At 44.0% G+C, this 14,043-nt stretch carries 13 protein-coding genes; 9 read left to right on the top strand and 4 right to left on the bottom strand.

Annotation, left to right across the window (positions count from 1 at the left end):
* Window positions 1-160: 160 nt before the first annotated feature.
* Window positions 161-493 carry a tRNA-binding protein gene (locus AB4161_RS15875; RefSeq protein WP_017060796.1) on the top strand — a complete coding sequence of 111 codons (333 nt, stop codon included), beginning with the start codon at window positions 161-163 and terminating at the stop codon, window positions 491-493.
* A gap of 46 nt (window positions 494-539) precedes the next feature.
* Here AB4161_RS15875 and AB4161_RS15870 read toward each other — a convergent pair whose 3' ends face one another.
* A complete protein-coding gene (locus AB4161_RS15870) occupies window positions 540-1,094 on the bottom strand; it encodes a gamma-glutamylcyclotransferase family protein (protein WP_017060795.1) in 555 nt (184 codons plus the stop codon).
* A 288-nt stretch (window positions 1,095-1,382) separates the two neighbouring features.
* Here AB4161_RS15870 and AB4161_RS15865 point away from each other — a divergent pair, with 288 nt between their 5' ends.
* A complete protein-coding gene (locus AB4161_RS15865) occupies window positions 1,383-2,567 on the top strand; it encodes an NnrS family protein (protein WP_372083597.1) in 1,185 nt (394 codons plus the stop codon).
* Between the two features lie 67 nt (window positions 2,568-2,634).
* On the opposite strand, the gene AB4161_RS15860 is transcribed toward AB4161_RS15865, so the two are convergent.
* Window positions 2,635-3,642 (bottom strand): adenosine deaminase, encoded by a 1,008-nt coding sequence (locus tag AB4161_RS15860; protein WP_372083595.1) that lies wholly within the window; start codon window positions 3,640-3,642, stop codon window positions 2,635-2,637.
* A 354-nt stretch (window positions 3,643-3,996) separates the two neighbouring features.
* Here AB4161_RS15860 and AB4161_RS15855 point away from each other — a divergent pair, with 354 nt between their 5' ends.
* Entirely contained in the window at window positions 3,997-4,314 is a 318-nt protein-coding gene (locus AB4161_RS15855; RefSeq protein WP_017069509.1) for a DUF3622 domain-containing protein, read from the top strand.
* Between the two features lie 202 nt (window positions 4,315-4,516).
* On the opposite strand, the gene AB4161_RS15850 is transcribed toward AB4161_RS15855, so the two are convergent.
* The gene (locus AB4161_RS15850) at window positions 4,517-5,563 is read right to left on the bottom strand and encodes a succinylglutamate desuccinylase/aspartoacylase family protein (protein WP_017060792.1); all 1,047 of its coding nucleotides are present in this window, start codon (window positions 5,561-5,563) and stop codon (window positions 4,517-4,519) included.
* Window positions 5,564-5,834: 271 nt separating this feature from the next.
* Between AB4161_RS15850 and AB4161_RS15845 the strand changes: the two genes are divergently transcribed.
* Window positions 5,835-6,374 carry a DUF3332 family protein gene (locus AB4161_RS15845; protein ID WP_017069508.1) on the top strand — a complete coding sequence of 180 codons (540 nt, stop codon included), beginning with the start codon at window positions 5,835-5,837 and terminating at the stop codon, window positions 6,372-6,374.
* 138 nt (window positions 6,375-6,512) lie between these two features.
* Here the strand turns inward: AB4161_RS15845 and AB4161_RS15840 are convergent, their stop codons facing one another.
* Window positions 6,513-7,985 carry an aminoacyl-histidine dipeptidase gene (locus AB4161_RS15840; protein WP_372083593.1) on the bottom strand — a complete coding sequence of 491 codons (1,473 nt, stop codon included), beginning with the start codon at window positions 7,983-7,985 and terminating at the stop codon, window positions 6,513-6,515.
* Window positions 7,986-9,048: 1,063 nt separating this feature from the next.
* Here AB4161_RS15840 and AB4161_RS15835 point away from each other — a divergent pair.
* The 5 genes from AB4161_RS15835 to proB all read left to right on the top strand — a co-directional run bounded on the left by AB4161_RS15835 (window position 9,049) and on the right by proB (window position 14,025).
* Window positions 9,049-10,338: an NCS2 family permease gene (locus AB4161_RS15835; RefSeq protein ID WP_017060789.1), complete on the top strand. Its 1,290-nt coding sequence runs from the start codon at window positions 9,049-9,051 to the stop codon at window positions 10,336-10,338.
* A gap of 84 nt (window positions 10,339-10,422) precedes the next feature.
* A complete protein-coding gene (gene tet(34), locus AB4161_RS15830) occupies window positions 10,423-10,887 on the top strand; it encodes an oxytetracycline resistance phosphoribosyltransferase domain-containing protein Tet(34) (protein WP_009847475.1) in 465 nt (154 codons plus the stop codon).
* Window positions 10,888-10,976: 89 nt separating this feature from the next.
* A complete protein-coding gene (frsA, locus tag AB4161_RS15825; protein WP_017060788.1) occupies window positions 10,977-12,230 on the top strand; it encodes an esterase FrsA in 1,254 nt (417 codons plus the stop codon).
* A 144-nt stretch (window positions 12,231-12,374) separates the two neighbouring features.
* The gene (gene crl / locus AB4161_RS15820) at window positions 12,375-12,764 is read left to right on the top strand and encodes a sigma factor-binding protein Crl (protein ID WP_017060787.1); all 390 of its coding nucleotides are present in this window, start codon (window positions 12,375-12,377) and stop codon (window positions 12,762-12,764) included.
* Between the two features lie 76 nt (window positions 12,765-12,840).
* Window positions 12,841-14,025: a glutamate 5-kinase gene (gene proB / locus AB4161_RS15815; protein WP_012604650.1), complete on the top strand. Its 1,185-nt coding sequence runs from the start codon at window positions 12,841-12,843 to the stop codon at window positions 14,023-14,025.
* Window positions 14,026-14,043: the final 18 nt, after the last annotated feature.

Raw genomic sequence — 14,043 nt, 5'->3', positions numbered from 1 at the left:
GACAATGATAGTAAGGCAACGAAACTCTCATTTTACTTCCAGTAATGAGATCTTTACCGCTTGTAATTATTAGGCTTAATGCTAGTGTAAACATTTACATTTTACTTAATTTTAGTAAATGATTTAATGAGTGAAAACAAATCAATATAGGAAGTGAGAAATGGATACTGTCTCTTATGGTGACTTTGCTAAGTTAGAAATGCGTGTGGGTAAGATCATTGAGGTTGTTCGTCATGAAAACGCCGACAAGCTGTACATCGTGCAAGTGGATGTTGGTGACAAGACGCTACAAACGGTGACCAGCCTAGTTCCTTACTACACAGAAGAGGAGTTGATGGGTAAGCAAGTTGTTGTTTTGTGCAATCTAGCGAAGGCGAAGATGAGAGGCCACACTTCTGAGTGCATGTTGCTATGTGCAGAAACGGAAGATGAATCTGAAAGTGTATTGCTAACCCCTGAACGTGCTATGCCAGCAGGTATTCGTGTCGTTTAAGCTCGCTTTAGGTTGGTGAGCCTATGTGTTCACCAACCTAAATCAACTAGCTGCGTACAGTTAGTATCAAGCCATCAATCACACTGTGATGGTGATCGGAAACCCCAGCAAGGTTGCCGTATTTAGGCTGGTGGCGATCATTTTCTAATGGGTGATGCCAACCTTGTGTGTGTTTAACGAAGTGCGCCGCAAAGCTTTCAGACACCTCTAAACATCCTGCTAATACAGTATCGACGTAGGTTTGAACGATAGGGCTGTTTTCGCAAGGTGCTTCAATCTCGTCTTTGATGTAAACCCAGATCGGTTGATCCTGTTTGAATTCATCTTGGCTTTCTATCTGAGAGGCCTTTAATTCGATACGGTGATAACCACGCTCACGGCGATCAAACTCAGCCAGTGCAATATCATCCACCTCAAGCAACACACCATTCACTTGTCCTTCGCCGAGATTGACGATCAAAGGGGATAAGACATAGCTGTCATCGATCTTGCTCCAATGGCGAATCAAGCCATGAACAATCGCAGGGATCGCTTGCCCTGTCTGACCGGTAAGCTGGCGTGAAGATGAGTTGATTAAACTGCCATAACCAAAAATATACATCGCATTCCTTGTCTGAGTTGTTCCATTTAAGTCTAGTCTTACTATATGTGGCGAGATACCAAAAGTCAGTAAGTTTCTATTTATACATGTATATGTCTTTATGACTCTTTTGGTTGTGTTTTTTTGACTTATTTATTGGCTATTGAATCTCGTGAGTCGCTGTTTTTACTGGTTTTATCTAATTGGCGCGTTTCATGCAATGTGATCTGCATATTGCATCGGATTTGATGCATACAAAATTTGGTTTAGGTAATACCTTGGCCGCTTATCTGAGAATTAGGAGCGAGTTTGTTAAATATCACAGATAAAAGTGTAGAAGACGCGATTCCAGCCTACCTGCGTTTAGGCTTTCGACCTTTCTTCTTTTTAGGCAGTCTCTATGCCGTGATTGCGATTGTAGCTTGGGTCATCATGTTCCAAAACGGTCAACCTGAGATTTTAAAAGTTCCCGCACTGTGGTGGCACGTGCATGAGATGCTGTTTGGTTTTTCGATGGCGATTGTTGTCGGCTTTGTGCTCACTGCCGTGCAAACCTGGACGGGTGTCAATGGAACCAAGCACTATCGGTTGGCAATTCTTGTGGGCTTTTGGCTCGCACCTCGTATTCTGTTTTGGACCCCCGCTCCGTTATGGCTGATCTCGTCGGTTGAGGCGCTGTTCTTAATCTTCGCCGCCTACGAAATTGGTTTTCGAGTCGTGAAGTCGAAAGGCTGGAAGAACCTGTTTTTTGTGCCGCTGTTTATATTGGCTATCGTGGCGAACTCTGCTAGTTACGCGACCATTAAGGGAATGCCTCCATTTCCATCGTCTGCAGTTTGGCAGGCCATGTTGTGGTGGTTTACCTTGCTCTTATCAGTGATGGGTGGGCGAGTAATCCCATTCTTCACAGCGCGTCGTTTTGATTTCGAAAAAGCGCAGCCCTTGGTTTGGTTGGAATGGTTAGCCAATCTACCTTTGGTTGGCTTATTTGTGTTGAGCTTCTTCCCATTGACCTTTGCTCAAGTCGGCAATGAGTTGATGGTATTTGCAGGTGTGACACAGTTGGTGCGCTTTATCCGCTGGAAGCCTTGGACAACACTATCAGAACCCTTGGTGTGGTCGCTGCATGCGGCTTACCTATGTATCCCTCTCAGCTTGCTGTTACGCGGTTTGCTAGATAACCCGTTCGCGAGCCATAACATGCTGCACCTGTTTGCGATTGGCGGTTTGAGTGGGTTAATTCTGGCGATGATCACGCGCGTGACAATGGGACATACTGGCCGTGCTATCTATAAAGGGCCAAGTATGGCTTTGGCGTTCTCGGCTATATTTATCGCGGCACTCGTTCGTAGTTTAGGTGTGACATTCTTCCCGGCGTATTTATTTGAGATGGTCAATATCAGCGCGGGTTTATGGACGTTAGCGTTCGGTCTATTTATCTGGAAATTTGGGATGATGCTGTTAACGCCAAGAGTGGATGGTCACCCGGGCTAAGCCAATTAGTTATCTATTGATATAGATAGGGAAGCTCAGAGCTTCCCTTTTTGATCTTGATAACTCATTAAGTACTCGCAGCAAGGTATTGGCGTACCTGTGTGATGAGATCTTCCTTGGCGTGAGGCGAGATAAAACTGGCTTCGATGGCATTAATACTGAACTGCGCCAATTCGTTTTTGGTCACTGGGTGAGCATTGGCGACGGCGAGGAAGTTATCATTCATATAGCCGCCGAAGTAAGCCGGATCATCGGAATTGATGGTGACGCACAGCCCTTTTCTCAGCAACTCGACGATGTTGTGCTCTTGCATGGTCTCAAACACCTTGAGCTTGGTATTCGACAGCGGGCAGACGGTCAGTGGTGTACGTTTTGCTATTAGCTGTTCCATCAACTCTTCATCTTCTACACAGCGAACGCCATGATCAATTCGGGTAATGCCTAGCAAGCTCAGTGCGTCGCTAATATTTTGTGCTGGGCCTTCTTCTCCGGCGTGCGCGACAGTCAGAAAGCCTTTGTTGATCGCTTCTTGGAATACATGTTTAAACTTCTCTGGTGGATTGCCCTGTTCTGATGAATCTAACCCAACGGCAATGATCTTATCTTTATAAGGAAGGGCTTGTTTGAGTGTTTCAAAAGCGCTGTCTTCATCGAGATGACGCAGAAAGCACATGATCAGTTGGCTGCTGATACCAAGCTCTTGCTCCACTTGATTCAAAGCTCGAGTAATCCCGCCAACGATGACTTCAAAGTCAATGCCGCGTTCAGTGTGAGTCTGAGGGTCGAAGAAGATCTCAGTATGAACCACATTATCTTGCTGACACTTCAACAGATAAGCCCACGTCAGGTCGTAGAAATCTTGTTCATGAATCAGTACGTTTGCACCTTGGTAATAGATATCGAGAAAGGATTGAAGATTGTGGAACTGGTACGCGTCTCGAACTTGGTCTGGGGTCTCAAAGGGAATCGACAGGTTATTACGCTTGGCGAGTTGGAACATCAGCTCTGGCTCTAATGTGCCTTCTATATGTAAGTGTAGCTCAACTTTGGGTAAATTTTTGATGAAGCTATCCATAGCAACTCCTTAGCTATTTTAATTATGAGCGGAGTAGGTGAGACAGTAGAGTCTATAAACCTGAGCAAGCAGGTATCTCTTTCATTTATCTCTGTTTGAGCATAGTTCATTTCATTGTTATCGATAAAATAGGATAGAAGTTGATGGTGAACCGAGAGTTATGAACCGATTGAAATTAGGCGCAAACGATTTGCAGCATTGGAGTGTGATCCGCTGCAAATATTTGCAGCAATATTCATTGATTTGTGCTCTAATACCGCGCTTACCAAGGGATGGTGTTAAAAGATGCTCACTTAGATGGAGTTATCAAAGTTGACCGATCCCTTAATGATCTCCCTTAGGAAAAAATAGAACATGTCTAAGAACAAAAAATTTGATATCCGCCTTACAGAAAAACGCAACGGTTGGTGTGCAGAGATTACTCGTCAAGTAACGTCTCGCAGCACTACAGTATCTAAGCGTGAGTCTGGTTTCGAAACTGAAGCTCTAGCACAAGAGTGGGCAGAGAAAGAGCTAGCATCTTTCATCGCTAACCAAGCTGAACGTAACGAGCGTAAATCAGAGCAACGTAAAGAGCGTGACGAACTACGTCACACTAAAGAGCTTAAAGCTGAGCAAGCACGTGAAGCGCGCGCTAAAGCTCGTGCAGAAGAGCAACAAGACGCTGAATAATTCAGTGCATGACTAATTTATAGATCCCTTAATTTTAAGATAAGGGATTTGTGAAAAAAAAGCCCCGATACAACTTTTTTCTTTCGAGTTAAAAGTGTTTTGGGGCTTTTTAGTTTGTGGAGTTCTGTTTTATTGTGTTTAAGAGCTCGGTTTGGCTTCTCGCTTTTAACGTCGAGCTCTTAAACTGTTAAGCATTGTCTGATCAGTTATTCAGTGCAGTTAGCCAATCGTCTTCTGCCACTTCTTCAATGTAGCTTTCTACTGATTGTCCTACTTCTTCATCGTCTTGCTTGAAGTAAGCGATGTGGAACACAGCATCACCTTCGTTGACCAAAGGCAGAGTTTGCTGACCAATCACGATACCGCCTTTGGTTGTGATCACTTGGCCTTCTTGGTGACCCAATGGAGAGCTGATGTAAGCAAGGGTTTGTCCTGCTTCAACCTGTTCGCCAAGTCTTACCATGTTACGCAAAATACCGTCTGATTCAGCGCGGATCCAGCTGGTGGATTTACTCAATACTGGCTCTGGTAACTTCTTACGGTTAGGGCGCAGCATGCCGATTTCTTTCATCACTTGATGCACGCCAAGGTAACCCGCACGAATCGCGAGGTGATCAAAACGCAGCGCTTCACCACCTTCGTAAGTTAATACAGGAATACCCAGTTTTTCCGCTTCGCTACGCAGTGAACCGTCGCGCAGTGGAGAATCAATAATCACGGGTGTTGCGAACGCTTTTGCGATGCGCAGTGTCTCAGGGTTCGATAGGTTTGCACGAATCTGTGGCAGATTGGTACGGTGAATCGCGCCCGTGTGTAGATCCAGAATGTAATCACAGTGCTTTGCCACGTTCTCAAAGAAGGTGTAAGCGATACGTGATGTTAACGATCCTTTCTCACTGCCAGGGAAGCAACGGTTTAGGTCACGACGGTCTGGTAGGTAACGAGATTTATGGATAAAGCCAAATACGTTAACGATAGGCACAACAATTAATGTCCCTTTCAGTTTCTTTGGATCAATCGCATTGGTCAGTTGTCGTGCAATCTCAACACCGTTTAGCTCATCGCCGTGGATAGCCGCATTTACCATCAGTGTTGGGCCTGCTTGGCGACCGTGAATAATTTCAATCGGGATCGAAAGTGGAGAATGCGTGTAAAGCTGAGCCGCTTGCAGTTCAATCTCCATTCGCTGTCCTGGCTGAACAGTATAACCAAGTAATTCGAATGGTTGATTAGGTTTTAGTCTTGCCATTTAGGTTGTTCTCAACATGGTGATAATTCGTTAACACGGAATGTAGCAATCGTTGATTTTTAGTACGAATCAATCGCTTTACGGTGACGACAAAAGTTTTTTATGAAGGGGCTTCTGAATTGGTTTCAGTTTTTTATCTGGCTAATTGAAGGGTGTTTAAAATTTTGAATTTTATGACAATACATTAACTTAGAGCTGATATTTGTCATTCAGTTCGTTGGTATTATCCACCGCCATTTTTTGGCGGCCAAATTCAAATATTGAGATCAAAATGAAAAAAACAATTTCAAAAGTTGTAGCACTAGCGGTGGTATCTGTTGCTTTATCTGGCTGTGTTGGTAGCAACGCAGTAACGGGTTACCTAATGAAGTTCAACATCAAGGCTGTTGATAACCGTTACGCTCGTGGTGGTTTGAACATTCTACTTGCACCTGCATACGGTCTAACAGTTGCTGCCGATTACATAGTATTCAACTCACTAGAGTTCTGGACTGGTAGCAACCCACTAACAGGTGCTCCGCACATCTTTGATACTAAGACTGATACTTACCTAGACATCAACCACCAACTTGATCCGTCTCTAACGGAAGCGCCAGTGGGTCCTATCACGAGTGCAGATGTGATCGAAAAAGGTCAAATGCAGCAGATTGATGAAAACACGATCCAAATGGACATTACTTACCAGTCTGGTGAGCGTGCGACGTTAATCGGTGTTCGTGATGGCGAGATGGTGACGTACTTCATCGATGGCGAAGTTGTGGCACAAACTTCAATTGATGAGCTAGAAAGCTACGCGGCTTCACGCGCTTAATTGTTTATTTAGTCACAAGTAGTAGCTACAAAGATTAGATACAAAAACAGGTACTCATTGAGTACCTGTTTTATTTTGTCTCAGATAAACGGTGTTTACTGTAAAACACCATTTACTGAACAAACATAGCTTATCGAATTAAGCTTTTTCTGGGATCGCTTCAAGCAATGCAACCATTTGGTTCCAGAATAGCTCAACGGTGTCGATCTTCACTTTCTCATCAGGAGAGTGCGGAAACTTGATGGTTGGGCCGAAAGAAACCATATCCATGTTCGGGTAAGGTTCTTTGAATAGACCACACTCAAGACCAGCATGGATAACCATGATGTTTGGCTTGTGACCGTAGATACCTTCGTACATGTCACGGAAGATATGCATGATTTCTGAATCTGCGTCTGGTTTCCAACCTGGGTAAGCACCAGAGAACGCGATGTTAGCGCCTGCTAGTTCAGCAACAGAGTGAAGCATGCTTTCTACTTGGCTACGACCTGAATCGATAAGAGAGCGGATCAGGCAAAGTACTGTGATTGAGTTCTCTTCTGTTGTGATAACACCTACGTTTAGAGACGTTTCCACAACACCTTCAACCTCGTCACTCATACGAATCACGCCGTTTGGACATGCGTTAAGTGCCGCGATAAAGCGAGCTTGGTCTGCTGACGCAAGTGCGCCCATTTCTACAGAAGCTTCTTCATTGAAAGTCACGATGCTGTCTTCTACTTTACCTAGCTCTGTTGAAAGCAGCTCAGTGTAGTAGTTGTATAGTGAAGCCAGTTTTTCTTGGTTTGCCGCAGGAACAGCAACCGTTACGAAACCTTCACGAGGGATCGCGTTACGAAGGCTACCACCTTTGAATTCGACGATGCGAAGGTCTAGCTCTTTTGCGTGACCCGCTAGGAAGCGAGCAAGCAGTTTGTTTGCGTTTGCACGACCTGTGTGGATGTCACAACCAGAGTGACCGCCTTTTAGGCCTTTTAGCGTTAGCTTACGTGTTACGAAGTCAGCTGGAATCGCATTACGAGCAATTTCAAATGTCATTGCGCCGTCGATACCGCCAGCACAACCCATGTACACTTCGCCTTCTTGCTCTGAATCGGTGTTAAGAAGGATATCGCCTTCTAACCAACCCGCTTCAAGACCGAAAGCACCAGTCATGCCTGCTTCTTCATCTACTGTTAGTAGAACTTCGATAGGGCCGTGCTGGATTTCGTTTGAAGCAAGAACCGCTAGGCAAGAAGCCATGCCCATGCCGTTATCAGCGCCAAGCGTTGTGCCTTTAGCTGTAACCCACTCACCATCAATGTATGGTTGAATTGGATCTTTAGCAAAGTCATGAACTGTGTCTTCGTTCTTTTGTGGAACCATATCGATGTGAGCTTGTAGCACTACACCTTTTTTGTTTTCCATACCCGCCGTTGCTGGCTTTTTGATGAATACGTTACCCGTTGGGTCACGACGTACATCTAGGCCTTGCTCTGTTGCCCAAGCAATAATGTATTGAGCAAGCTCTTCTTCATGCTTAGAAGGGTGTGGGATTGAGCAAATCTTATCGAAGAACTGCCAGATAGGGGTAGGGGATAATTTACTGATCTCAGAATGGAATTCAGACACGGATGACTCCTTTTTTATTTAATAACCATATATTTAGGTTTTGTATGGGGAAAAACCTAGAACAAAAATCTAAAATATGGGTCTGTTTTGATGGCAACAGCATACCACTTGAGCGTTTTGACGAGTAGCGGTTCTAAACCTCAAATAGCTCAAATTTTGAAAGCGATCTTGTCCATCTGATCACAGCTAAGCGCCTTGATGCTTATAAATGGAGCAGGCAAACGTTTGTTTAATTCTATTTTGTAGTTTTATTACAAAATAAGTTTGTAAAATAACCGTAAATAGCCAAAAATGTGACGTATAGCAAAAAATACTTGTAATCTTTTTTCTTTAGGGTATATTAATAACCAACTTCTGAGATGAAGAGTAAATGCTCAAAGGATGAGTCCGTTTTATCGCCTCCAAGGAACCGAGAAATCAAATTCGTTTTTTATTGATTTATTAAGGTGATAGTTATGAAAGGTTTACCATCTGCAATGTTCTGGATTAACAGCTCTGTTTACACTAGCAACTTTGCATACCCTACAAGCTTTGGTTACTAATACCGTAAGCATGTAACTCGAACAGTTTTGTTCACCCCTATATATTGGAATTCTTTTACAGCCCTTTTGGTTGACAGATTCTACCGCCACTCAGTTTTGAGTGGCGTTTTTTTTGCCTGCTACTTTTCCAAACCGCTTTCGCTTGTCACTTTCCTTGCTGTTCTGCGTGGTTGTTTTTTAAACGCCGAAATATCAATTTGCGCCTTATTACTGATCCTGTTGAAAAATACATAACTATTGTGAGTTTGAATTCAGAATTTACTGGCTAGATTATCAATGAAAATAACCGATGGTAGAAAAAACAACCAACTAGTTTTAGTGAGTCTATTGTTGTTAATTGTTTGTTTTTAATGGTTATTTATCGATGATATCTTCATTTTTAATCGCTTTGTTTCATACGGCATTCTGATAAATATCGATTAGAGCCTTAATTCTATCTGGAATTTGTTATTTGATAACTTTATAATCCACAGCCAATCGATTACGCAACCGTTTACTTTTTACCCTTATAGGATTCGATAATGTTCGAAAAGCTATTCAAACTCAGTGAAAATGGCACCAATGTGCGCACTGAAATCATCGCAGGTCTAACAACCTTCCTAACAATGGCTTACATCATTTTTGTAAACCCAATGATTCTAGCTGATGCTGGTATGGACCATGGCGCTGTATTTGTAGCAACCTGTTTAGCGGCTGCTATTGGCTGTTTCATCATGGGCTTTGTTGCTAACTACCCAATTGCTCAAGCTCCAGGCATGGGTTTGAACGCATTCTTTACCTACGCTGTTGTAATGGGTATGGGTTATACGTGGCAAGTTGCTCTGGCAGCGGTTTTCGTATCAGGCGTAATCTTCATCTTCTTAAGCATCTTTAAGATCCGTGAATGGATTATCAACTCGATCCCTATGTCTCTGCGTGTTGGTATCTCTGCAGGTATCGGTCTTTTCCTAGCGTTTATTGCGCTTAGCAATGCAGGCATCGTTGTTTCTAACCCAGCAACTAAAGTCTCACTGGGCGACATTACCGCGATTGCTCCTATCCTAGGCTCACTTGGTTTCTTCCTAACGATTGCTCTTGTTCACCGTGGCGTGAAAGGGGCAGTAATGATTGCGATTCTAGCTATCACAGCTCTTGGCATTGTTATTGGTGACGTTCAATACGGCGGCATCATGTCTACACCACCAAGCCTTGCTCCTACATTCATGCAGCTTGATTTCTCTGCTGTATTTGAAATCGGTATGATTTCAGTGGTATTCGCGTTCTTGTTCGTCGATTTGTTCGATACAGCGGGTACTCTGGTTGGTGTTGCAACGAAAGCAAACCTAATCAAAGAAGACGGCAAACTACCTCGCTTGAACAAAGCACTGCTTGCTGACTCTACAGCAACATCTATTGGTGCACTGCTAGGTACATCAAATACTACTTCTTATGTTGAGAGTGTTGCGGGTGTTGCTGAAGGCGGCCGTACCGGTCTAACGGCTGTTGTTGTTGGTATCTTATTCCTACTGGCTCTTTTCTTCTCGCCACTTGCAGGTATGATTCCGGCTTACGCAACATCAGGTGCACTTTTCTATGTAGCAATTCTGATGATGTCTGGCCTAGTTGGCATTGATTGGCGTGATCTTACGGAAGCAGCACCAGTCGTGGTAACATGTCTGCTTATGCCGCTGACGTACTCTATCGCTGAGGGTATCTCACTAGGTTTCATCGCTTACGCTGCAATTAAGCTGCTAAGTGGTAAAGGTCGCGACGTTTCACCTGCTGTGTGGGTAATGTCGGCTATCTTTATTCTTAAATACATTTTCGCTTAATCGTCTAGATTTCTGCTTAATCGCTGAAGAGGCTATGTTTGAAATAGCCTCTAATAACATGACAAAATTATTAGGTTTTATACTATGAGCAACAAATTCGTTATCACTTGGGACAACATGCAGACTTACTGCCGTCAACTTGCTGAAAAGCAAATGCCAGCAGAGCAGTGGAAAGGCATCTGGGCAGTAAGCCGTGGTGGTTTGGTTCCTGGTGCAATCTTGGCTCGTGAGCTAGGTATTCGTCACGTAGATACGATTTGTATTTCTAGCTACGACCACGATCACCAACGTGATATGACAGTAGTTAAAGCACCTGAAGGTGACGGCGAAGGCTTCCTAATCGTTGAAGACTTGGTTGATAGTGGTGACACTGCACGTAAGCTTCGCGAAATGTACCCTAAAGCGAAACTGATCGCTGTATGTGCAAAACCATCTGGCGCTGATTTGCTAGACGAGTACATTGTTGATATCGCTCAAGACACATGGATTGAGCAACCTTGGGATACTAGCCTAAGCTACGTAGAGCCAGTAAATCGCAAGTCAAAATAAGCGTAAACTTAGTTTTTTGAGAAATGACCCTTTATAGGGTCATTTTTTTTTATATTATTAGTGACAACCATTTCTTATTAAGTATCCCAATGTCTGAACCAGAAGAAACGAGCTCGAACCTTTCGGAAACTTTGTTTGTAAAGCACAAGCAAGCGAAAGAGACCTCAATGTTGACACAATACATGCCAAGCTCTGAAGCGCTATTGGATGAGAAACGTGAACAGCAAAACTCATCATGGTATCGAAACCTAAGACGTCTTCAGTGGGTATGGCAAGGCGTTAATCCAATAGAGCAGGAAGCGGTATTGGCTCGCATCGCGTCATCAGATAACTCTCGTACAACCGATGAGTGGCTTGATACGGTCATGGGTTACCGAAGTGGTAACTGGGCATACGAATGGACCAAGCTGGGTATGCAGCATCAAAATCGTTCTAATGAGAAGAATGGTGAAGAGATGGCTGAAGAGCTATTTTCCGCATCGTTGTGCTTCAGTATTGCGGGTTACCCACACCTCAAGAACGACAACTTGGCAGCTCAGGCTCAAGTGTTGGCCAACGCAGCGTATTCTGAAGCGATCAAGCACACTAAGTTGATCGTCAAGCAGATTGATATTCCATACCAAAACAAGAAGATCAAAGCGAACTTGCATCTAACCAAGACAGATAAACCACAACCGGTTGTAATTGTCAGCGCGGGTCTAGATAGCTTGCAAACCGATATGTGGCGCCTGTTTAGGGATTATTTAGCACCTAAGAACATTGCTATGTTAACGGTAGACATGCCATCAATAGGGCACAGTGCACATTGGCCGTTAACAGAAGACTCATCTTGTCTTCACCAAGCAGTGCTGAATGAATTGCCTAACATCCCATGGGTCGATCACCACAAAGTCGGCTTGTTTGGTTTCCGCTTCGGTGGCAATGCGATGGTGAGATTATCTTTCCTCGAGCAACATAAGATTAAAGCGTGTATTTCTTTAGGCGCGCCAATTCACGATATCTTTGTTCATGCAGACAAACTTAAGCAGATGCCTAAAATGCATCTAGATGTGTTGGCTTCGCGCCTTGGTAAAGGGGCGGTCGATATCAATAGCCTTTCTGGGCAGTTGATGGCGTGGTCACTCAAGGTACAAGGTTTGCTGTCAAACAGTAAAACCAGTGTTCCTATCTTGGCATTGGCTCTGGAAGGCGACCCGGTTTCACCGCCAATGGATAATCAACTGGTTGCTATTTACAGTGATTACGGAAAAGCGAAGAAAATCAAAGCTAAGTCAATTACACAAGGTTATGAGCAATCCCTCGAATTGGCGATAAAGTGGCTTGAGGATGAATTATTTAGATGACATTTCTCCTAAATTAGTTAAGCATGAAAAATGTACAAACTAAGTACCTGATACTCAGAGGTCATTTATAAAATCCAAATGCGTAGTTTCTACGTATAACAGTCTGAGTAACGTCATTCTTAACATTGAAAATGGAGATTCAATATGTCAGAAGTGACACAACAACCTACGCATTACCGCTTGTTGAATGTTTTAAAGGCGATCGGGCCTTACTTAAGGGAACCGCAATCAGAAGAAGGCCACTATATCTTTGATTGCTTGTCTGTATGTGTGAACGATAAAAAATCACCAGAAGAACGCGAGTTCTGGGGCTGGTGGCTGGAATTGGATAAGTCGGAAGAGGGATATTCGGCGAAGTACAATATCGGCAAGTACAACATCGATGGTAACTGGGATTCTTTGCCGTTACCTAAAAAGGCGGTCGCTGAGGTCTCTCGAACTCAAGAAGCCTTCCACAAGAAACTGGTTGATGAACTTCAAAGTAAGTTTGAAATCAGTATCCAATTAGACGAAGAGTCTGTCGAATTCGTCTAATTTTAAAGGTTACTCTTCTATATAAAGCAAAAAGGTGCGATTTCGCACCTTTTCTGCTTGTGAATTCCCCTTTTGATTGCTAAAACATCACCTCTTATTTGTTTTATCCATAAAAGACTTCATGACAACAAATCATCAAAGCGGGACAACAACACAGCGTAAAACTGTCGTTGTTAAACTGGGTACCAGTGTCTTAACTGGTGGAACATTGGCATTAGACCGCGCTCATATGGTTGAGCTGGTTCGTCAATGTGCTGAATTAAAAAAACAAGGCCACTCTGTGGTTATGGTTTCGTCTGGTGCAATTGCAGCAGGACGTGAGCACCTTGGTTACCCCGCACTTCCCAACTCAATGGCGAGCAAACAGTTGCTTGCGGCAGTTGGGCAAAGTCAGTTGATTCAAGTTTGGGAGTCTTTGTTTGCTATCTATGGCCTTAAGATTGGCCAGATGCTACTGACTCGTGCTGATCTCGATGATCGCGAGCGTTTTCTTAATGCACGTGACACGATCAACGCACTGGTTGAGCACGATATTATTCCGGTAGTAAACGAAAACGACGCAGTAGCAACCAACGAAATTAAAGTGGGCGACAATGATAACTTGTCGGCCTTAGTGGGTATTTTGTGCGGTGCTGATAAGCTTTTGCTACTAACAGACCAAAAAGGCCTGTTTACGGCTGACCCTCGTAAAGATCCAAATGCTGAGCTCATCAAAGAAGTGAAAACCATTGATGACACGCTGCGTAAGATCGCAGGTGGCAGCGGTACTACGTTGGGTACTGGCGGCATGGCGACAAAACTGCAGGCGGCTGACATTGCTCGTCGCGCAGGCATCGAAGTGATTATTGCTGCGGGCAGTGCTGAAAATGTGGTGTTTGATTCACTGAGTGATAACCCACAAGGCACACGTTTCTTGCCTTTAGCGGAAGCGCTTGAAAACCGTAAACGCTGGATTTTAGCGGGCCCTGCTTCAGCAGGTGACATCGTGGTTGACGACGGCGCAGTAAACGCAGTCAACACCAAAGGCAGCAGCTTGTTGGCGAAAGGGGTTGTTCGAGTTAAAGGCGAATTCTCTCGTGGTGAAGTTACCCAAGTCACAGACAGCAAAGGCAAAGTAATTGCGCGTGGTATCGCCAGTTATTCAAGCCAAGACCTAGCAAAAATTGCAGGCAAGCACAGTAAAGATATTGGCGACATCCTTGGATACGATTATGGGTCAGAAGTCATTCACCGTGACGACCTAGTTGTAATCCAAGAGTAGCTCGTGATGATAAGGTGA

It is taken from the genome of Vibrio sp. 10N.286.51.E5 (assembly GCF_041469125.1).
Taxonomy (GTDB): domain Bacteria; phylum Pseudomonadota; class Gammaproteobacteria; order Enterobacterales; family Vibrionaceae; genus Vibrio; species Vibrio crassostreae_C.
This window is presented reverse-complemented; position numbering and strand designations above follow the sequence as displayed.

What these genes read in the sequence shown, in the direction of transcription:
- AB4161_RS15875 (WP_017060796.1), top strand. Translation starts at nt 161, where the DNA reads ATGGATACTGTCTCTTATGGTGACTTTGCTAAGTTAGAAATGCGTGTG.
- AB4161_RS15870 (WP_017060795.1), bottom strand. Translation starts at nt 1,094, where the DNA reads ATGTATATTTTTGGTTATGGCAGTTTAATCAACTCATCTTCACGCCAG.
- AB4161_RS15860 (WP_372083595.1), bottom strand. Translation starts at nt 3,642, where the DNA reads ATGGATAGCTTCATCAAAAATTTACCCAAAGTTGAGCTACACTTACAT.
- AB4161_RS15855 (WP_017069509.1), top strand. Translation starts at nt 3,997, where the DNA reads ATGTCTAAGAACAAAAAATTTGATATCCGCCTTACAGAAAAACGCAAC.
- AB4161_RS15850 (WP_017060792.1), bottom strand. Translation starts at nt 5,563, where the DNA reads ATGGCAAGACTAAAACCTAATCAACCATTCGAATTACTTGGTTATACT.
- AB4161_RS15845 (WP_017069508.1), top strand. Translation starts at nt 5,835, where the DNA reads ATGAAAAAAACAATTTCAAAAGTTGTAGCACTAGCGGTGGTATCTGTT.
- AB4161_RS15835 (WP_017060789.1), top strand. Translation starts at nt 9,049, where the DNA reads ATGTTCGAAAAGCTATTCAAACTCAGTGAAAATGGCACCAATGTGCGC.
- frsA (WP_017060788.1), top strand. Translation starts at nt 10,977, where the DNA reads ATGTCTGAACCAGAAGAAACGAGCTCGAACCTTTCGGAAACTTTGTTT.
- crl (WP_017060787.1), top strand. Translation starts at nt 12,375, where the DNA reads ATGTCAGAAGTGACACAACAACCTACGCATTACCGCTTGTTGAATGTT.